Origin of the sequence: Microcoleus sp. T3_A4 (assembly GCF_036700465.1) — a bacterium.
In the GTDB taxonomy this organism is placed as follows: domain Bacteria; phylum Cyanobacteriota; class Cyanobacteriia; order Cyanobacteriales; family Microcoleaceae; genus Microcoleus.
Genome location: NZ_JAUBOY010000004.1, coordinates 128,902 through 147,516 on the forward strand (window position 1 = coordinate 128,902; position 18,615 = coordinate 147,516).

Here is an 18,615-nt window from a genome sequence, read left to right on the forward strand (position 1 = left end):
TAGTAATAGTCTGACACGAGTAAAACTTAAATCGATAGTGCCGAAAAATCAAGAGATTCGGTGGTTTGGAAAAAAGCTAAAAGCCTAGCCACTATGCGAGCGACACCACCCTTAACATTCGACTCCACATTCAAAGGCATCACCGGATCATGGAGTGATAAGCGTAACAGAAACCAGCCGGATTCGCTAGCTGACGTGCAGGAAATTCGCAGACCTTCGTAGTTATTGGGAACTATTTTCCAGTCTGCTTGCGTCGAGACAAATTGTTGCAGTTGTTCAATAACCCGATCGCCGTGAGCCTTGAAATCATCCACACCAATTTTAATCCGAAACTCTGCACTTTCTTCGGGTTCTTTTAAATTCGCAATTAAATCCGGCAAAGATTGATTTGCTAGCTTTGACTTAGCCAATTCAATCAACAATTTGCTGACCAAATAAGCGCCATCATCCAGAAAGTAATTTTCTTTCAAAGCTCCATGTCCAGAGGTTTCAATCGCCAGCCATGATTCCTGTCCGGCTTCATTGAGGCGTATCGACTCGTCAATCACATTTTTGTAGCCGCGTTTAAAGCGATGGTGAATCCCTTTTAAATCTTGTTCGATGAATTGCGTTAAGCCATCGGAGGTGATAGAATCCGTGACAATGGTAGAGCCTGGGTGTTCTTTTAAGATGATGGCAGAAATCAAGGCAATTAAGCGATTGCGATTGAGTTCCTTGCCAACTTGATCGACGGCCGCACTGCGATCGACATCGGTATCAAAAATAATCCCAAAATCCGCTTGATGTTCAATTACCGCTTGACAAATTGACTGCATTGCCTGTTTATCTTCGGGATTTGGCACATGATTGGGGAAAGTACCATCGGGTTCTAAAAACTGACTGCCCGTGGTGTCTGCACCTAAAGGTTTTAAAACTTTATCAACATAAAAACCGCCAGCACCATTTCCTGCATCTACAACAATTTTTAATCCTGTTAGTGGTTGCTCAAAATTATCGGGATGATTGACTGCTTCCCTAATGTTGGTGACAAATTGGTTAGCATAAACTGAGATAAAATCATGCTTTGTAATCTTACCGAGCGATGAGGCGGGCTGAAAGTAATTGCTTTGGGCTAGTGTTAAGATATCTGTAATATCCTGCTTTTGTAACCCACCTTTGGCAGTGAAAAACTTTAAGCCATTTCGATTAAATGGCAAATGGCTAGCAGTGAGCATAATCGCGCCGTCGCAATCAAAACCAGGGGTAATGGTGCTCATAAACATGGCGGGGGTTGAGGCCATTTCAAAGTCGTACACGGTTGCCCCAACTGAGGCGATTCCCTCCATGACTGCTTGCATTAAGGTTGGCCCTGATAGGCGACTGTCGCGCCCGATCGCGATCGTTAATTCTGCCGCTGGTTTATTGACTTTTTGCACCAGCCAACTGACAAAGGATTTACCTAAGATTGTCGCAATTTCGGGCGTTAGGTTGACTGTTTCATTGGGAACGCCTTCGAGGGCGATACCGCGAATGTCTGATCCATTTTGAAGTTTTGTCCAGTTGAAGATTTGCATAATAATTGATGGTAAGTAAAAAGATCGGAGTCGGCGATTGAAACCGATCATACAAAGTTTTGTCTGTGGCTAGACGGTTCGAGTCAGCTTAGCCGAACGTCTTTCGCGGACTAAGAAATAAACAGCGGAGAAATTTTTGATTTGGTATTATTAGTCATTAGGGTGACAGAGTTTTTCAATTCAATCAGCTAATCGGCATTTAAGTTGTATTTAAAGAAACAATCCCAGTCTTGTGGGTGGGATTTGAGCAACGCCCAAAATATCCAATTGAAATGTTGACCCGCTGACGGAGAATTTTGACCCCATCACCGCTAAGCTTAAGCTCTAATTTCTTAGTCGCGTTCCACACTGTAAATTGCCTGCAAGCGGAACTCACCATGAGGGGGAACTTCGACAATATCTGTAGCTGCATTGGTCGTTTCTACGCAGAGTAAACGCTGATAATCTGCATCATCAAGGTCGGCCATATTTGCAGAAATTGTCACCCAGGGATTCCACACTACGACGGATTTACTACCAGATGATTTAATGCGAATCCGACGATTGAGGGCGCTATCGTCAATGACTAATTCATTGGTGACATCAAGATAAATACGATCGACTTCACCTGTTACTACTACTGCACCCACTTGAGTTTTTTCGACACCACCATCCGCTTTATCAAGATACTGGCTATTTTCTAAGCCTAAAATCTGCACGCGGTTGATATCGCCGACTTGGAAATAGGTGTGGAAAGCTTGGGTGAGGGGAAATGCTTTGTCGCCTAGATTGCGGGTGATTAATTCTATCGTGAGGCTGGTGCCGATCGTAATTGCGATCGCCAGTTCAAAGGCTTGGGGCCAAATTGCTCTAGTTTCATCGGTATCCTTGAGTCCGAGAGTGACTTTGGTTGCGCCGTCTGGGGTTGTGGCGGTTTCTAGCACATTCCAGAGGCGATTCCGCACAAACCCATGACTCGGACGCCCCAAGGCTTCGGGATCTGGGCCAAACCAGGGCCAACAGATGGGTATACCGCCTTTGATGGCTTTCCCTTCGGCGTAGTAAGCTTTTTCGCTGACGAACATCAAGTCTGTGGTTTCGGCGGCGGGTTGAAAGGAGAGCACTTGACCGGAATACACAGAAATTAAGGCTTTGGCTTGGCCGTTGTCGATGTGAATCATCGGGAAACCACCGTTTCCGGTGGCGAAGGTGAGGTTCCCGGCAATGCCGTAGTCTGTGTTTAATTGGTCAATACTCATGCTTTTGGCTTGGTGAATTGCTTTACAATTATCCGATATTATGGTTGCGAGATTGATTAGATTGTTGGGTTGGACGGGGGAAGGTGCGATCGACACAATCATGCACTCAGAGAAACGAATTGGGAGTGCCAACACCTCGCCAGGGGATGTGCGATCGAACCCACCGACACACCTTGCTGAGTTCCCCGTCAGCCAGCTAATGCAGCAGTTCATCAAAACACGGCGCAGCCGCCAAACTCCGCATCTCTTCGAGGGTGATTTCAGGTGACAATTGCCAGAAATGCGCCTAAAACAAGCCAAAGAGCGCTATCCGAGTGACTGCATCCGCTAGCGTTCGCATCGAATCACGTCACGGCAATGGGAACCTGCCTTGTACTTGAGGCCGCATCAAAAAAGCCTTTATTGAGCGACTGGTTTACAGAAACACTAAAAAAGTTATTCCTAGTGGATTTGTGTAAAACCGACGATCGCAAATCCGCTTAATTACCAAGCGCGATCGTATTGAATTGGAGCAGGCACCGACTGACGTAGTTGCTTCGCAGCCCGCATCGGCCAATAAGGATCGCGCAGCATTTCTCTGGCAAGTAACACCATATCTGCTTGACCTGTACGAATGATGTGGTCAGCCTGGGCGGGTGCAGTAATCATACCAACGGCTCCGGTGGCGATGTTCGCTTCGCGTCGAATGCGATCGGCAAAAATAGTTTGATAACCTGCACCCGTGGGAATCTTTTCACCGAATACAATTGCGCCTGAAGAACAATCGATTAAATCAACGCCCAGTGACTTTAATTTATCGCTGAGTACAATACTTTGTTCAATGTCCCAACCATTTGGAACCCAATCGGTTGCAGAGATGCGAACCCAAAGTGGTATTCGATCGGGCAAAACATTTCGCACCGCTTGTACAACTTCACATAAAAACCGGATGCGATTCTCAAAACTGCCACCATAGTCATCAGTCCGTTGATTGCTCAAGGGAGACAGAAATTCATGTAGTAGGTAGCCGTGAGCAGCATGAATCTCGATTACCTCAAATCCGGCTTCTAGGGCGCGTTGAGCTGCGTTGACAAAGAGTGCCGTCTGCTTCTGAATCTCTTCGATACTCAGAGCAATGGGGGCGGGGCTATCGGGTTTAAATGGAATGGCGCTAGGGGCGATCGAAGTCCATCCTCCCTCAGATTCCGAAAGCACATCGCCGCCCTCCCACGGAAGTGCTGTACTGGCTTTTCGACCTGCATGAGCCAATTGAATTCCCGCAACCGCACCGTTGCGGTGAATTAACTCGACGATTCGCGCCAACATTTCAATATGAGCATCGTCCCAGATTCCCAAATCTTGCGGCGTAATTCGTCCTTCAGGCTCGACTGCCGCTGCTTCAGTCATGACAAGCCCTGCCCCTCCTACGGCTCGACTGACGAGATGAACCAGATGCCAATCATTCGCGAATCCATCAACGCTTGAATATTGACACATGGGAGAAACTGCAATGCGATTTCGGAAGGTAACGCCACGTTGATCCAATGGCTCAAATAAATGCGACATGGTTGTAAACCCGTGATTTATAAAATGCTACAGATGTCAAGTACAGACTTTCTTGACGCTGGGAAGTTGACTGACTTCATTCCACCAAGTCCGCAGTTTCGGAGTTTGAGCCATCGTTGCTTCGTACTCTGGGGTCTGCGATAGGTAGGTGAAGACCGGAATTAGGTAAAAATCGGCAATGCTCAGTTCGTGACCGAGCAAATACGGGTGTCCTACAGTTAGGGACTCGATCGCCTCTAGTGCAGTTTTTACAGGTGCGATGGCAGCTTTGTCCAACCTACATCCCGAATGGACAAGTCATTTTGAGGTATCAAGAGCAACGACCAAATCACTTGTCTAAAACCTAAATCTTTATTGTTAGCAAAACCGGGGATTACTAGAAAAAGACACAAAAGTGCCTGAGTAATTATCCAGTATATCGGGTAAATCCGCAAGCAGGGCTTGAATAAATAAAAACGATGTTAACTAATCCTTTTTACCGAGCGCCGATCTGTGAACGTAAACCGTGATAAAACCGCCCAATAGAAAAAAGTAATCAACACCACTTTATTCCGCCTGAAATTCATTAAATAAAGTAACTTGATTTAATCTCTCCGCGCTCATATCGTTGAGGTGAAACATTACCCTCAATCAAGGCGCAATGCCTCGATCTACTTGCCAGAGGTTAAGCTTCTTTTGAGGAGTGAAACTCTTTGGTATCAGAAAATACCTGGTTCTATAGTTGCAGTTGCCCTGACTCCCCAACTACATTCAACCCACTAAACATAATCAACACATTAGACACTATAATATAACTTTATACTTTTTTCATAAAGTTGTGCAAGAAGACTTCCGACTGATCGTTGACTTAGTTCTAGTTCTCGCTGCTGCCGCAGCAGGAGGACTCTTTGCATCGCTATTGCGACAGCCGGTAATTCTCGGCTACCTCCTTGGAGGGATCGTAGTTGGGCCGGCCGGTTTGGGGCTGATTAAAGAATTAATTCAGGTAGACACCCTGGCTGAATTCGGGGTTGCCTTTCTGTTATTTGCCTTGGGAGTGGAATTTTCTTTCGCCGAACTCCAGAAAGTTAAAACCATTAGTTTGGGCGGGGGGGGCTTGCAAATTGTGCTGACGATCGCCATTACTACTGCAATTTCCTTGGCTGTAGGGTGGGTAGAATCGCCTGCTCAAGGCGTGTTTTTAGGATCGATTCTGTCGCTTTCCTCGACCGCAGTCGTCCTGAAATGCTTGATGGAACGCAATGAATCCGGTACTTCCCACGGTCAAGTCATGCTGGGAATATTAGTAGTTCAAGATCTGGCTTTGGGGCTAATGCTAGCAGTTTTGCCCGCACTCAATCAGCCAGCAGAGGCGATCGGCATGACGGTAGCGTGGGCCCTGCTGCGGATCGGGTTATTTGCGATCGGTGCTGTAGTCGCGGGCATTTGGATCGTACCGCAGTTGCTGCGCTACCTCGCGCAAACAGAAAGCCGGGAACTGTTTTTGCTGGGAGTTGTGGTTTTGGCTTTAGGGATTGCGCTGCTTACAGAATATTTGGGTTTTTCGATCGAGATGGGCGCATTTGTGGCGGGTTTAATGATTTCGGAGGTGGAATATGCCGACCAAACTCTAACTTATGTCGAGCCTTTGCGAGATATTTTTGCATCCTTATTTTTTGTCACTATCGGGATGTTAATTGACCCGATGTTTCTGTGGAACCATCTAGAAGTAATTCTGGGACTGGTATTTATAGTATTTGTCGGCAAATTCTTGATTATAACGCCGATCGTCCGACTATTTGGCTATCCACTAAAAACAGCATTGATCGCAGGTTTGGGCTTAGCTCAAATAGGAGAATTCTCCTTTGTACTCGCTAGTGCCGGCCAAGTTATGGGGCTGGTTTCGCGGGACGTTTACCTGTTAATTTTAGGAACGACAGCCGTCACCCTCGTGCTAACTCCGTTTGTGTTGAGAAGCGTGCCACAGTTATTGAAATGGGCGGAAAATTTCGGGCCTTTGCAGCGCTATTTTGACGAAACATCTCAACCTGTGGAAATAGCTGAAAGTTTGCCGGAACAAAATTATGTTGTGGTTTGTGGCTACGGGCGAGTCGGCAGAATTTTAGTCAAAATGCTGCAAAGCCGCAACTGTTCTGTTGTGGTAATCGATGAGTCAGAAAGTAGAATTCAAGAGTGCAGAATGCAAGGAATTCCTTACATTTACGGGAATGCTGCCAGCTTGCACGTATTGGAAGCCGCGCGGGTGGAACGGGCAAAAGCAATGGCGATCGCCCTTCCCGATCCCATGAGCACTCGCTTGTGTCTGAAGCGGGCTTTAGAATTAGTCCCGGATTTGGATATTGTGGTGCGGGCCAACCAAGATAAAGATATCGAACTGCTTTACCAACTGGGGGCCTGGGAAGTCGTGCAGCCGGAGTTTGAGGCTAGTTTAGAACTGTCTGCCCACTTGTTGGCTAGTATTGGGATCTCGGCAATGGCGATCGGGCGGGAAGTGCAGCAAATTCGCAGCAGCCGCTATCTGGAATTGCGGCCACCGCGCGAACCTTTGGCGGTTTCGCGGGATTTGAAAGTGGCAGTTCGAGATATGAACAGCGAGTGGTACAGCTTGCCGTCGGGTTCTCCCATTGCCAGCATGACTCTGGAAGAAACTAACCTGCGCCAGTTGACAGGCGTCAGTGTGATGGCGATCGTCCGCGAGAATGGCGAGGAAATTGATTATCCTAACGGGAAGACAGCTTTGCAGCCGGGCGATCGACTTTTTGTAGTGGGAGAACCGGAAGAACTCATCAGTTTTGAGTTGCTGGCGAAGGGGGAAGTTGCAGTACCGCAGGGTGACAGTTCTTGCCAGTGGCTGAGGCTGCCAGCAAAGAGCCCTTGGGCGGGCAAAAAACTGTCAGAGGTAGATGTGCTGACCCAGTACGGGGTGCAGGTGCGGGCGATCCGCCGGGAAGGGAAATTTACTCGCTGGCCCGACGGAAGTAGCAATTTGCAAGAAGGCGATCGTTTGCTGCTGTGTGGCGGCTTCTACGAGCTCGGCTTGATGCAGCGGACGGCCTCACCACCGGTGCCACAACCTGCTTTAAAGCTGCCTTTGGTCAAGGCCCAAGTCATCGAAAAGCTGTTTAGCGATTAGTCAGCGGGCAGTGGGCAGTGGGCAGTGGGCAGTTGACAGTGGGCATGGGGCATGGGGCAGTTGGCAGTGGGCAGTTGGCAGTGGTGAGCTTTCCAGCGAACAGTCAACAGCGAACAGTCAACAATGCCCCATGCCCCATGCCCCATGCCCCATGCCCCATGCCCCATTCACCATTCCCCACTCTCAGCCGTTGGGTTTGAGATAAGCAATGGCTGGTCGCGAGATCAGAATTTGTGTTTCTGAGGGATCGAGGAGGCAAATGCAGCTATTATCCTGCCAAAAAATTCTGCCAGCTACTAAGTCGCCGGTAAGGAGTTTGATCTCCACCTGTTTTTTGTCTTTGATGTAGCTTTGTATTAAGCGAACGCTGGGCAATCCGGTTTCAAATTCAGACATAGTTCAGAAAAATATAGTCAAATATTACCTTAAACCATATTCTTCTCTTTATACCGTTTAACCCTTACTGCCGCAACTACAAGTGCCTGTACCCGATGAGAGAGAAATTAGTTGGTAGCTAGTTTTCGACCGATATTCATTGAGCCATTGACATCAGCATTAATTAGATATCCCTGTGGAGTTATAAATATTATATTTGTTTATATTTCAGTAGAAAGGACTATAAATTGCATAAAGTTTTATAATACTGGGAAATGGGTAATTTGGTCAGCAAATTATCTAATCAGTTTTAACCAAAAGAGGTTTGTTTTTATGCCGATCGAGTTTGCGAAGTATCACGGACTGGGAAATGATTTTATTCTGATTGACAACCGCCACTCGTCAGAACCGGCGATCACGCCAGAACAAGCTGTGGATTTGTGCGATCGACATTTCGGGATTGGCGCAGACGGTGTGATATTTGCTCTTCCGGGTCAAAACGACACTGACTATACGATGCGGATTTTTAACTCCGACGGTTCGGAACCGGAAATGTGTGGCAACGGGATTCGCTGTTTGGCTAAGTTTATCGCCGATTTGGAAGGGTCAGAGGCGAAAACTCAGTACCGCATCCACACTCTGGCTGGTGTGATTACCCCGGAATTGCGATCGGACGGTCAGGTTAAGGTGGATATGGGAGTGCCCCGGCTGCTGGCGGCGGAAATTCCGACAACTTTGGCTGCAGCGGATGCCAAAGCTATAGATGTGCCGATCGAAGTTGCTGATAAATCTTGGTCTGTTACCTGTGTCAGCATGGGTAATCCTCACTGCATTACGTTTGTAGAGGATGTTGCGGCTATTGCTTTAGAAACTGTCGGGCCTCAATTCGAGCACAACAAAGCATTCCCGCAGCGTACCAATACGGAATTTATTGAAGTGGTACGTTCAGACTATGTAAAAATGCGGGTGTGGGAAAGAGGCGCGGGTGTTACTCTAGCTTGTGGGACTGGTGCTTGTGCTGCTGTGGTAGCTGGGGTGTTGGTAGGCAAGTGCGATCGGGTAACTGCGGTTGAACTCCCCGGCGGCGTTTTGGAAATCGAATGGGCAGAAGTTTCTGGGCGGATTTACATGACTGGGCCGGCACAGCGAGTATTTACTGGTTGTATTAGTGATTAGTCATTAGTCATCAGTTATTAGTCATCAGTCATTAGTCAGAAGGGATTTTTTGTTGAATTAACAAACAATAAAAATTATTGACTTCAAAATTTTTATTGAATTCTGACTAATGCCTTCCGCCTTCAGAAGTTATTGGCTGCGGACTGAAGACTGAAGACTAATAACTAAGCCTGAAATCTAAAATCTAAAATCTAAAATCTAAAATCTAAAATTAAGTAGGTGGGCTGGCATGGCTGGAGGTATTTATCTGATTCAGGACGACGACAGGCTGGTAGAAATGATGGAACAGCCCTACGACTCGGAAGACCAGTTACAAGACTTGCTAGTAACTTATCCTAATTTGATCGCGGGAGACCAAATCGATCGCGCGACGGCGCGCAGGTGGCTGTTAATTTCGCGGGAAGCTGCACCCAGCGATGAGGAAACAGCGGTGCAGTGGTCGCTGGATCATTTGTTTCTCGACCAAAATGCCGTTCCTACTTTGGTGGATGTGCGGCGAACTCCGAATGCCGAACTGCGGCAAAAAGTTTTGGGTCAGTCGATCGACTATGCTGCTAATGCGTTGTTTTACTGGCCCATCGATTCAATTATTGCTCTGTTTGAAGCTAATTGTCGCGATCGGGGTCGCGATCCTGAACAGATTTTTGAAGAGTTTCTCGGTGCGGATGCTAATGAAGACCTATTTTGGCAGAAGGTTAAAACTAATTTGCAAGCTGGTAAAGTTCGCTTAGTGTTTGTAGCTGACGAGATTTCCGCTGAAATGCGTCGAGTTGTGGAATTTCTCAACGAACAAATGGACCCGGTTGAAGTTTTGGCCCTGGAAATTAAGCAGTATGTAAGCGAAGACGGTTTGAAAACGCTGGTTCCCAGAGTGATCGGTCAGACAGCCGAAGCACAGCAGAAAAAATCCAGCGCAACGCGCGAAAGAAGGCGCTGGGATGAATCTTCATTTTTTGCGGAAATCAAAGCTAGACGAGGCGCGGACGAGGCGCAAATGGCAAGAGAAATTTACCTGTGGGCAAAAAGTCAAGAACCCGAAGTTCAAATCCAGTGGGGAACGGGGGATGCCTACGGCGGTTTCGCCGCTCAATTGCCTCAAAAGGGCAGAAAGCCCTATCAGTTATTCACTGTAGATATTGCTGGCAGAATGGAGATTTCTGCTGATAATTATGGTTCCCAGCAGCCTTTTAATGCGGAACAAAATTGGCTGGAATTGAGAAGTAAGCTGAGTTCGATCGGTCTGTCGCTGCCTACAGAACCGGGTGAGAGAAGGTCGCCGACTCTGGCTTTGTTTACTTTGCAAGATGAATCTGCCCTCAACCAAGTTATGGAAACTTTTGATTGGGTGATTGAGCAAATTAAAACGTTATAGTCAGTTGTCAGTTGTCAGTTGTTAGTTGATTATTGGTTATTATCACCAACAAATAACCAATAAGAACTAACAACTAACAACCCACAAATAACCAATAACTAATGACTAATGACTAATGACTAATGACTAATGACTAATATCGAATGTTTGCTTGTTTCAAACGCCGCAGGGCTTCTCCCAGTCGATCGCAATCTGCAATTAAACTAATTCTCACATATCCTTCGCCGCCCGGCCCAAAAGCATTACCAGGAGTCACCACAACACCCGTTTGCTGCAAAACATTCAGGGCAAAATCAGTAGAACTCATGCCGCGAGTGCAGGGAACCCAAAGATACATTGCAGCCAGAGGTTTAGGAATATTCCACCCTAATTCTGCCAATCCTTCCACCATGAAATCACGGCGAGTCCTGTAACGATTCTGCACTTCGTGCAAGTAACTGTCCGGCAATTGCAGTGCTGTTTCTGCTGCTGTTTGCAATGCGGAAAATATACCGTAATCTAGGTTAGTTTTTAATGTCCGCAAACCTTGAATAATCTTGCTATTTCCTACTACAAAACCGACGCGCCAGCCTGCCATATTGTAAGTTTTGGACATGGTGTGAAATTCGACGCCGATTTCTTTACCGCCGGGAATTTCTAATAAACTTGTCGGTTGATAGCCGTCAAAGGCTAATTCCGCATAACACAAGTCGTGAACCAGCAAGATTTGATGCTTGTGTGCGAAAGCCACAATATCTTTGTAAAATTCGCGGGGTGCAGTTGCTCCAGTCGGATTGCTGGGATAATTGAAATAGAGTATTTTGGCTTGTTCGGCTACGCTGTCGGGAATGTCGGCTAAGTCAATTACCCAGTCATTTTCGGGTTTGAGGATGATGTTGTGAACTTTTGCACCCGCAATGATTGGCCCGCGAAATAATACGGGATAAGCAGGACTCGGTACTAATATTACGTCCCCTGGATTGATATAGGCGATCGCAAAATGTGCTAAACCTTCTTTAGAACCCAACAAAGGCAATGCTTCGCTTTCTGGATCGAGTTCAACATTGTAGCGACGGCTGTACCATTTAGTAATAGTACGGCGAAAACTGGCAGTTCCTTCAAATGGTGGATAGCCGTGATTTGCAGGATTTTGGATGGCTGCGACAGCGGCTTCTACTACTGGTTGAGGAGTGGCACCGTCGGGGTTTCCCATTCCTAAGTCTATTAAATCGAGTCCTTGTTCGCGGGCGCGGGCTTTGAGTTCGTCGAGACGGGCAAATACGTAGGGCGGTAGTTTTTGCAACCTGTCAGCAGGGCTAATCCAATCCAAGGTCATTTATTTTGTGTCAGTTGTCAGTTTTCCTGGTTTGTAGTAAGGACTTTCGTCCTTGCTAGCACAGCCTTTTCAGGACTTTAGTCCTTACTACAAACTGTTTTAATTCTTAATCTTTAATTCTCCCACAGGTGCGGTGGTAGAAACCATCGCTGCCATTAATTGTTGGGGAACAACTTTAAAAGGCAGTCGGTGGATGTCGGAATTGGGATTGCAGGCGATATCGGCGGCGCGCTGCAATTCTGCTATGGTAATGTCTCCGAGTCCGAGGTTGTCTAAAGTTTGGGGTAATCCAATCTCGGCGTAGAATTTTAGCAGTTGCTGTCTGGCGCTAGCGGCGAGTTGATTGTTTTGCAGCATTTCTTCTAGTCGCAGTTGTACTAAAATGCCGTAGGCAACTTTTTCGCCGTGCAATGTGCCGTGACTTGCTAATAGATGAGTTAGGCCGTTGTGGACGGCGTGGGCGGCGACGGTGCGACATTGGGCGCCACCAATTCCGCCGATTACTCCTGCTAGCAATACGGCTGCATCTGTGACTTCTTGCCAGGTTTCGCTACCGGGTTCTTTGAGGGCGGCGGCTGATTTTTGGAATAAAATATCGCGCAGTATTCTAGCTTGTTGAACGGCCGAAATTATCAGGGTTTGTTCGGAGTGTCCGCTGCTGACTGATGCTTCGTACCATTTGGCGATCGCATCTCCAATTCCTGCTACTAATGTCCGCTGCGGTGCGGTTTGAATTAAGCCGTAGTCAAGTATTAATAAGTCGGGACATCTGGCTAATGTGACATCGTATTGGAATGCACCTTGTTCTGAATAAATGTTAGAAAGGGCTGTCCAAGCGGCACAGGTGGCTGCTGATGTGGGTATGGTGACGATCGGGATTTTGCACTGATGGGCGACGAGTTTGGCTGCGTCTAAGGCTTTGCCGCCGCCGACACCGATGATGAAGTCGGCTTGATGGGTTTGGGCTGCTGCGCGGAGGGTTTCGAGGCAGGTTTCGCTGCAATCCTTGCCGTAAGCTGTTTCGGCGGATTTTAACTGCTGCTGTTCGAGGATTGGTTGCAGGTAGGGTTGGGCGGCGGCGAGGGAGTTGCTGCCGCCGACGATTAGCGGCCGCTTTCCGAAACGGGCGATCGCATCTCCGGCTTGTGCGATCGCCGATCGACCCCGCAACACACAGGCGGGAGCAATTGTCAAGGAATAAATTGCTGGTGCGGTGGCGGTTTTGGTGCTTTGGGTTTGAGTCATCGAAACTGGATAAGTGACGAGAATGTTGACGCTTTGCAGGATTGCTGGATTTTCTAGGATAACTCTAACCCATGTTGGGCGATCGGGTAAGTTTTGTAAAGTTTTTATTAAGTATTGTGGTTGGGGATGGGATCGGGAGGGCCCAGTTGAGGGCGATCGCTATGATAAATTTAGGAATATAAGCAATTTCAAGGATAGGGCAATGCTGACTAAACAAGATTGGGACTGGTTAGCAGTGTGTTCTCATTATCAAACGGCTGTCACAGTCCAGACACTTCTCAAAGAAGGAAAATCTATGGAAGCAACGGCAGGTTTAGAATCTTTAATTGAAGCAATGGGAAGAACCGAAAAACGAGCAGTAAAAAGCCAGTTAATTCGTTTAATGCTTCATATTATTAAATGGAAATCTCAACCTGAGAAACGAACTGCTAGCTGGGCTATTAGTATTCGTTCGGCGCGGCGTGAGATTGAAGAAAGTCAAGAAGAAATGCCTAGTTTAAACCGTGATTTTATTGAGTCTGTCTGGGAGAAATGTTTTAAAGTTGCGGTGAAAGATGCCGAGGATGAAATGGGTAAAAAATGTCAATTAACCTCACTTTCTTGGTCAGAAGTTTTTGAAGATGAATATACTTTGTCGGATGGCGCTTTAGAAGATGAAAAGTTTGAGTAATGTGCGCGATCGCATTTTTTGGACTGATGCAGTCACCTGGTTTCTCAACCTAACCTGTTTACTGATCGGGACTTACGCAGAACCTTTATATGTTATTAAAATTGAGGCTTAACGTACAAATCCCAGACTCGTTTCACTTCTGCTGCATCTGGTTGAGAAATTTGCCCGATTTTTGCTAGCAACAAAGACTTTTCCAGACAATCTAATCTAGACAAGCGTACTGTTGAAGCAACGCGCAAACCGCTGGCAGACCAATCATTAAGAAATACATCAGTTTGGCTGCGGGGTTTTGCAGAGGTAACGACTGCTGCTACCACATCCTCGCCATCCAACCACAGTAAAAGTATGGGGCGTTTTTTAGAGCCTGCGCCGCCTGTAAAGGGAATATTTGCTACCCAAAAATCACCAGGCTCAATAGTCGTCATAAAGTCCTTCGTCTTCGGGTGCGTAGCCTTTCAAAAAAGCGTCGTGGCTGCGAGTAGTAGCTGGGTCAATTAAATAGTCTTCGCCGTCTAGTAGCGAGCGCTGGAGAGGCGGTGTTTCTGTTGTTGAAGTGCCAGATTCGGAACTTATGCTAAACTGCTTTGTCTGTTGGGCTTTGTACAAGAGGAATTGAACGAAATCGAGCACTTCCTCTTGTTTTTCTATCGACAGAAGTCGCAAATTTTCTGACACGGTTTGTTCGACATCAATAGTGGGTTTCATTGAATTTTTACCCTTCAGCTTTGTTATATTTCTGCGTTACCTACATATATTGTCACGACTCTCAAAGGTGAGAGCGTTCCTGATTCTAGCCAGTCCAACAATATAACCGGCCAAAGTTCCTCACCTCTGTGGTTTTAATCGTGGGAGGTGGGCTGCTTTTTCCGGCCAAACACACCCGACATACTTAAACCAGTCACTAGCAAGCCAATCATTCCCAAGCCGTTTAAAATCGGGTAAATTGCTTGCAGGTGAAAGATTTCACCTGTATGAATTTTTAACAAGAATCTTGATGAAATTTCTATACCAAGCGGCCACTCTCGGACAATTGTGATCACCATTCCAGTCAAGACAGTCAGCGCGATCGGCAAAGCAACAATAAGGCCTAGAATGCGGTGGTACTTGCGAAATGCTCTCTTCATAGTGGTTGAAAGTTTGGGAATACTGAGGTTATATAAGGAGCGAACGTTGAGTGCTTTTTTCTAAGTAACTGCGATCGCATAACTCTCACAGGACTTACGCACTCCGACGCACATAAACCGGATATTTTAACTTTTATTCAAGGTTTGAACCAATTACCGGAGTTAAAAAACTCGGTTTCTGCGTCCCAGACTTTAGAATCAAGCACTCACCACTTAAATTTAGGACTTAGGAATGCTAGTAATAGTCTTTTCAAGCGACTGCAATTGAGTTAGCACTTGGTCTTTACTTGGCTGAGACTTTTTGAGCGCAGTCATCACTTTTTCTGTGGTATCCTCAACTGCATCGTAGCTTTTAGGAGCTTTAGCTTTGATACCGTCTTCTACTTTCTTCCAGGCATTCTCGAATTTGTCAAATTCGGTTTTGGCTTTGGTAAAGTTTCCAGCCTGAACTGCTGCTTTGGTACTGGACACCACACCACTCAATTCTGCATAGTTTCCCTGGGATGCTGCTTTCTCAGTTTTAACAGCAGTAGCAGCAGGAACCGGGGCGGGTGAAGTTTGCGGAGTGGAAGCTTCCTTAGCGCTGTCGCAACCAGCCAAAGCTATAAGGCTGATGGCGCTAAGGACAAGGATTTGATTAAAACGAGCCATGAAAAATCCTCACATAGATGGATACTAGATTCTATTGTGTCACAAACAAATCAGATCCGTGGGAATAAATCAACATCCTGCGGGATAGTAAATTTTGAAGCTGGAAGTGGGCGGATAGTTGGGTAAGTTTGGTAGGTTTGGGTTTAGGGAGGAAACGCCACTAGATGATGGTTTGCCACTGTTGACCTGAATCCAGTGCAACCCAACCTATTGACTAGCCTCTGGTATGTTTTATGTTCAGAAAGCTAATTCGGGCGATCGACATTCCTGGTTTTATGGAGGATAATCAACACAGATAATTAAGCTTATTACTAATTCTTGCACAACCGTTTCAGAAACTTTTCCGATACATCTGACAAATCGCTCAGTAGTTACACTCCGCCCTTGCAAAACCTTCCCTGCTGAGTCGGCGTTTCAACAGTTTTCTTCTGTTAGCTGAATCAGAATCATGAAAGGGCGACTTTAAAATTTAGGTGGCAATGTAGCCACAGGAATTATAATGCGAATGGGGATAGAACTAAACATTTCCGAACTACTCACAACCGCAGGACGTGTTTTGTAAATTTCTTGTTCTCGGGTGAGATAGAGTTGTACTAGCCAAATCTATCCTCCTTTGGGGTTAGCAGTCATATTGTCAGAGGTCTATGATGCAACGCCGACTAAACATCTTTGTGGGAGCATCCCAAATGTGCAAAAACATTCCTAGCACTCTCTGAAAGACTCATTCTCCCGTTAATTTTTGGGGCAAGTTGCAAAATTGGGATACTCCCTCCTAACAACAACTTAAATTCGTTCCGGTGCAGCAGCGTTGTTAGACGGTGGGATGCTATGAAATTAAATTATTGAAGTTGAAGAATGTAAAGGTTTTGCTATATATCGAGTACGCTCATAAATCTTTTGATATTTTTTAAATATTTCTTTATCCGAAACAACTTCAATCTGCTTGAGTTTACGATTCTCGTCAAGGCGGAATATAGCTAAACGCATATCATCAATAAGTATGAACCCGAAATTAAGAGGTTTTTCACAAATCGGAGGAAGTGATTCATGCAGTTGCTTAGCCTCAACATATGAAACATTTATTCCATACCTGTGATGATATTCAATGACCTCACTTAATTTTTGCAATTCACTCAATTCATCAATTACAAATATCCGATTTACATCAGCATGGTCAGTATCAATTTTGCTTTTGAGTGGAGACAGCAATCTTCTAGCATATTCTTGTGTCCATTCTTCTGGATTAATATAGCTAAAAGCATAGAACTTATTATCTAAGTCATACATCAATTTTTTCCAAATACTGTATAGCTGCTCAGGAGGAAATATCAGGGAGCCATAATGCACTATATTAATTAATTTGCAAGCGGATTCAATTTCATTTGAAAGACGATCAACTTTTTCATTCAATCTCAATATTTCTTCAGTTAATCTAAGTTGACGAATATCTTTTTTACTGCTTATAACAAGCCATATAACAGTTATTGAAGCCGTCAAAGAGATAAAGAATACTGCAAATGTAAGTAATTGAACGCTTGGACTGCTTGAAGTTATTCCAACTAAAACCGATCCTGTTGCAAAAATTAAAAGGATTCCAAATATAAACAAGTATTCGGGTTGAACTTTTAACCCTTGAATTATTTCTAGATGTACACTATTTTTTTCTGAATTATTAGTATCTGTAGGCATCTATTAAAATTGGCTCCTAGAAGATGATATTTTCAGTTGACTCATAACTTTTCCATTATGCTAGCGTCCAGTATTTACTTCGATTCAAACTTGTCTCACCCTCCAGTAAGGTCTCATATCAAATTCGGTTAATAGGCAGCACTATCAAAATGCGATAATCCAAGATGGGCGTTAGCTGGAGCATTTCTATTGTGTGTGCCATCAAACGGATTTGATATCACAGTTGAATAAAGGTATAGCGAGAGTTTTCAAGTTTCTACAGCCCAATTATGAAAGCGATCGCAGCCACTTCTTACCCATCCCTAAAGGTCATAGCTTGCCCCATTCTGGGCTAACCACTGCTTACGATCGCACCAATCACTCACAATTTGCTCGACCCTATCCAGAACGCATGATTATGGTTCGGTTCAATCAAATGCACCCACTCGTGAGCCACCACATACTCTATCATGGTTCGCGGTAGCATCGCCACTCGCCACTGAAAATATAAATCTCCCTTGTGCCTGCAGGAACCCCAGCGATAGCCTAAATCTCGCACTTGCACCGAACGCGGAGAAGCTTCGAGGCGTGAGACAACAGCAGCAATTTGTGTATCTAAAATCGAGGAAAGGCGATCGCAATACCATCTAATAAACGCTTCTCTCCCCTGCGTCTGGGCTTCCCGCTGCAATTCAAAGCGACTTTGATAGAATCTCAAGGGTGGCTTTCTCTTGACTCCATCCACCAGTTTGAGGCGATAGCTGCGTCCCAGATAGTAAAATCCTTCGCCTGATACATATTCTTTAGCAGCAGTGGGAGGATTGAGGGATTCTTTCTCGAGCAGTTTGCTGTAAATCCATAAACGCTTATCGTTGACAACTTTTTCTAATGTTTCTATTGGCACTTCTGGGGGAGTTGCCAAAATTAATTTCCCATCTCGTTCGATGGTGATGCCGATCGTGCGCCGTCTTTTTGTCTTTTATCTTTGTGGACTTCTATGCGATAGTTGTAGCCCTGTTCTGTGAGGAATAGTTGGCGGTGTCGGGCAAAATCTTCCTCGCAAGTTTGTAGCGATACTAATGTATAAAAACTCGCAGTATGTCCGTCAGATTTCGGGCGGAGAATTCGTCCGAGGCGCTGCGCTTCTTCTTGGCGAGAACCATACTTTCCCGATACTTGAATTAACACATCGGCATCGGGTAAATCGACGGCAAAATTGCCCACGCGAGATAGAATTAATCCGGGAATCTCTTTGTGACGGAATGCTTCGTATAACCGATCGCGCTCTGCCTGTTTTGTCTTCCCCGTAATCAGAGGCAAATCGGTAATTTTGGCGATCGCATCCAACTGTTCCAGAAACTCACCGATAATTAAAAAAGGAGCGCATGAAGCGTTAACGGATGTAGAGTTAATAACAATTCGGGTTGATCGATGGGAGAATTTGAAGGAATATAACTTAGGGTGAATTGGAGTCCTCTGCAGCTAACAGCGGTGGTAGATAACTCTTAATCGCTCGTAAGATGTGAGAGTAAATTGCAGCCCAAACCTAA

At 45.7% G+C, this 18,615-nt stretch carries 19 protein-coding genes; 5 read left to right on the forward strand and 14 right to left on the reverse strand.

Annotated features, from left to right (window positions below):
- Positions 1-26: 26 nt before the first annotated feature.
- On the reverse strand, positions 27-1,553 hold the full coding sequence (locus QUA07_RS03565; RefSeq protein ID WP_333322730.1) for a phosphomannomutase/phosphoglucomutase: 1,527 nt from the start codon (positions 1,551-1,553) through the stop codon (positions 27-29).
- A gap of 332 nt (positions 1,554-1,885) precedes the next feature.
- Complete coding sequence (locus QUA07_RS03570; RefSeq protein ID WP_333322731.1) at positions 1,886-2,791, reverse strand: D-hexose-6-phosphate mutarotase; 906 nt, start codon at positions 2,789-2,791, stop codon at positions 1,886-1,888.
- Between the two features lie 40 nt (positions 2,792-2,831).
- Here QUA07_RS03570 and QUA07_RS03575 point away from each other — a divergent pair, with 40 nt between their 5' ends.
- Positions 2,832-3,059, forward strand: coding sequence for a hypothetical protein (locus tag QUA07_RS03575; RefSeq protein ID WP_333322732.1), 228 nt, complete (start codon positions 2,832-2,834; stop codon positions 3,057-3,059).
- Positions 3,060-3,274: 215 nt separating this feature from the next.
- Here QUA07_RS03575 and QUA07_RS03580 read toward each other — a convergent pair whose 3' ends face one another.
- Together QUA07_RS03580 and QUA07_RS03585 are read right to left on the reverse strand one after the other, a co-directional pair.
- Positions 3,275-4,336: an NADH:flavin oxidoreductase/NADH oxidase gene (locus QUA07_RS03580; protein ID WP_333322733.1), complete on the reverse strand. Its 1,062-nt coding sequence runs from the start codon at positions 4,334-4,336 to the stop codon at positions 3,275-3,277.
- A 36-nt stretch (positions 4,337-4,372) separates the two neighbouring features.
- Positions 4,373-4,612 (reverse strand): glutathione S-transferase domain-containing protein, encoded by a 240-nt coding sequence (locus QUA07_RS03585; RefSeq protein WP_333322734.1) that lies wholly within the window; start codon positions 4,610-4,612, stop codon positions 4,373-4,375.
- Positions 4,613-5,153: 541 nt separating this feature from the next.
- Here QUA07_RS03585 and QUA07_RS03590 point away from each other — a divergent pair.
- The gene (locus QUA07_RS03590; protein WP_333322735.1) at positions 5,154-7,469 is read left to right on the forward strand and encodes a cation:proton antiporter domain-containing protein; all 2,316 of its coding nucleotides are present in this window, start codon (positions 5,154-5,156) and stop codon (positions 7,467-7,469) included.
- 183 nt (positions 7,470-7,652) lie between these two features.
- Here QUA07_RS03590 and QUA07_RS03595 read toward each other — a convergent pair whose 3' ends face one another.
- Complete coding sequence (locus tag QUA07_RS03595; RefSeq protein WP_333150164.1) at positions 7,653-7,865, reverse strand: Hfq-related RNA-binding protein; 213 nt, start codon at positions 7,863-7,865, stop codon at positions 7,653-7,655.
- A gap of 312 nt (positions 7,866-8,177) precedes the next feature.
- On the opposite strand from QUA07_RS03595, the gene dapF reads away from it, so the two are divergent.
- Positions 8,178-9,020 (forward strand): diaminopimelate epimerase, encoded by an 843-nt coding sequence (gene dapF, locus QUA07_RS03600; RefSeq protein ID WP_333322736.1) that lies wholly within the window; start codon positions 8,178-8,180, stop codon positions 9,018-9,020.
- Positions 9,021-9,249: 229 nt separating this feature from the next.
- Positions 9,250-10,392, forward strand: a complete 1,143-nt coding sequence (locus tag QUA07_RS03605; RefSeq protein WP_333322737.1) for a hypothetical protein — start codon at positions 9,250-9,252, stop codon at positions 10,390-10,392.
- A 133-nt stretch (positions 10,393-10,525) separates the two neighbouring features.
- On the opposite strand, the gene QUA07_RS03610 is transcribed toward QUA07_RS03605, so the two are convergent.
- Positions 10,526-11,707 (reverse strand): aspartate aminotransferase, encoded by a 1,182-nt coding sequence (locus QUA07_RS03610; RefSeq protein WP_333322738.1) that lies wholly within the window; start codon positions 11,705-11,707, stop codon positions 10,526-10,528.
- Between the two features lie 99 nt (positions 11,708-11,806).
- Positions 11,807-12,952: an iron-containing alcohol dehydrogenase family protein gene (locus QUA07_RS03615; protein ID WP_333322739.1), complete on the reverse strand. Its 1,146-nt coding sequence runs from the start codon at positions 12,950-12,952 to the stop codon at positions 11,807-11,809.
- Positions 12,953-13,154: 202 nt separating this feature from the next.
- Here QUA07_RS03615 and QUA07_RS03620 point away from each other — a divergent pair, with 202 nt between their 5' ends.
- Entirely contained in the window at positions 13,155-13,622 is a 468-nt protein-coding gene (locus QUA07_RS03620; protein ID WP_333322740.1) for a DUF29 domain-containing protein, read from the forward strand.
- A 95-nt stretch (positions 13,623-13,717) separates the two neighbouring features.
- Here the strand turns inward: QUA07_RS03620 and QUA07_RS03625 are convergent, their stop codons facing one another.
- From QUA07_RS03625 to QUA07_RS03655, 7 genes are all read right to left on the reverse strand, one after another.
- Complete coding sequence (locus QUA07_RS03625; RefSeq protein ID WP_333322741.1) at positions 13,718-14,047, reverse strand: type II toxin-antitoxin system PemK/MazF family toxin; 330 nt, start codon at positions 14,045-14,047, stop codon at positions 13,718-13,720.
- On the reverse strand, positions 14,034-14,327 hold the full coding sequence (locus QUA07_RS03630) for a hypothetical protein (protein ID WP_333322742.1): 294 nt from the start codon (positions 14,325-14,327) through the stop codon (positions 14,034-14,036). The genes QUA07_RS03625 and QUA07_RS03630 overlap by 14 nt, the downstream gene beginning before the upstream one ends.
- A gap of 134 nt (positions 14,328-14,461) precedes the next feature.
- Positions 14,462-14,746, reverse strand: a complete 285-nt coding sequence (locus QUA07_RS03635; RefSeq protein WP_333322743.1) for a peptidase — start codon at positions 14,744-14,746, stop codon at positions 14,462-14,464.
- Between the two features lie 219 nt (positions 14,747-14,965).
- Positions 14,966-15,397, reverse strand: a complete 432-nt coding sequence (locus QUA07_RS03640; protein WP_333322744.1) for a hypothetical protein — start codon at positions 15,395-15,397, stop codon at positions 14,966-14,968.
- An 834-nt stretch (positions 15,398-16,231) separates the two neighbouring features.
- The gene (locus QUA07_RS03645) at positions 16,232-17,086 is read right to left on the reverse strand and encodes a hypothetical protein (RefSeq protein ID WP_333322745.1); all 855 of its coding nucleotides are present in this window, start codon (positions 17,084-17,086) and stop codon (positions 16,232-16,234) included.
- Positions 17,087-17,447: 361 nt separating this feature from the next.
- The gene (locus QUA07_RS03650; RefSeq protein ID WP_333322746.1) at positions 17,448-17,987 is read right to left on the reverse strand and encodes a SprT family zinc-dependent metalloprotease; all 540 of its coding nucleotides are present in this window, start codon (positions 17,985-17,987) and stop codon (positions 17,448-17,450) included.
- A gap of 2 nt (positions 17,988-17,989) precedes the next feature.
- Positions 17,990-18,547, reverse strand: coding sequence for a helicase-related protein (locus tag QUA07_RS03655; RefSeq protein WP_333322827.1), 558 nt, complete (start codon positions 18,545-18,547; stop codon positions 17,990-17,992).
- Positions 18,548-18,615: the final 68 nt, after the last annotated feature.

Bases quoted from the DNA above. Each gene is read 5' to 3' on its own strand.
- QUA07_RS03635 (WP_333322743.1), bottom strand. From the start codon at position 14,746: ATGAAGAGAGCATTTCGCAAGTACCACCGCATTCTAGGCCTTATTGTT.
- dapF (WP_333322736.1), top strand. From the start codon at position 8,178: ATGCCGATCGAGTTTGCGAAGTATCACGGACTGGGAAATGATTTTATT.
- QUA07_RS03630 (WP_333322742.1), bottom strand. From the start codon at position 14,327: ATGAAACCCACTATTGATGTCGAACAAACCGTGTCAGAAAATTTGCGA.
- QUA07_RS03645 (WP_333322745.1), bottom strand. From the start codon at position 17,086: ATGCCTACAGATACTAATAATTCAGAAAAAAATAGTGTACATCTAGAA.
- QUA07_RS03580 (WP_333322733.1), bottom strand. From the start codon at position 4,336: ATGTCGCATTTATTTGAGCCATTGGATCAACGTGGCGTTACCTTCCGA.
- QUA07_RS03575 (WP_333322732.1), top strand. From the start codon at position 2,832: ATGGTTGCGAGATTGATTAGATTGTTGGGTTGGACGGGGGAAGGTGCG.
- QUA07_RS03620 (WP_333322740.1), top strand. From the start codon at position 13,155: ATGCTGACTAAACAAGATTGGGACTGGTTAGCAGTGTGTTCTCATTAT.
- QUA07_RS03605 (WP_333322737.1), top strand. From the start codon at position 9,250: ATGGCTGGAGGTATTTATCTGATTCAGGACGACGACAGGCTGGTAGAA.
- QUA07_RS03570 (WP_333322731.1), bottom strand. From the start codon at position 2,791: ATGAGTATTGACCAATTAAACACAGACTACGGCATTGCCGGGAACCTC.
- QUA07_RS03640 (WP_333322744.1), bottom strand. From the start codon at position 15,397: ATGGCTCGTTTTAATCAAATCCTTGTCCTTAGCGCCATCAGCCTTATA.
- QUA07_RS03595 (WP_333150164.1), bottom strand. From the start codon at position 7,865: ATGTCTGAATTTGAAACCGGATTGCCCAGCGTTCGCTTAATACAAAGC.
- QUA07_RS03625 (WP_333322741.1), bottom strand. From the start codon at position 14,047: ATGACGACTATTGAGCCTGGTGATTTTTGGGTAGCAAATATTCCCTTT.
- QUA07_RS03615 (WP_333322739.1), bottom strand. From the start codon at position 12,952: ATGACTCAAACCCAAAGCACCAAAACCGCCACCGCACCAGCAATTTAT.
- QUA07_RS03610 (WP_333322738.1), bottom strand. From the start codon at position 11,707: ATGACCTTGGATTGGATTAGCCCTGCTGACAGGTTGCAAAAACTACCG.
- QUA07_RS03565 (WP_333322730.1), bottom strand. From the start codon at position 1,553: ATGCAAATCTTCAACTGGACAAAACTTCAAAATGGATCAGACATTCGC.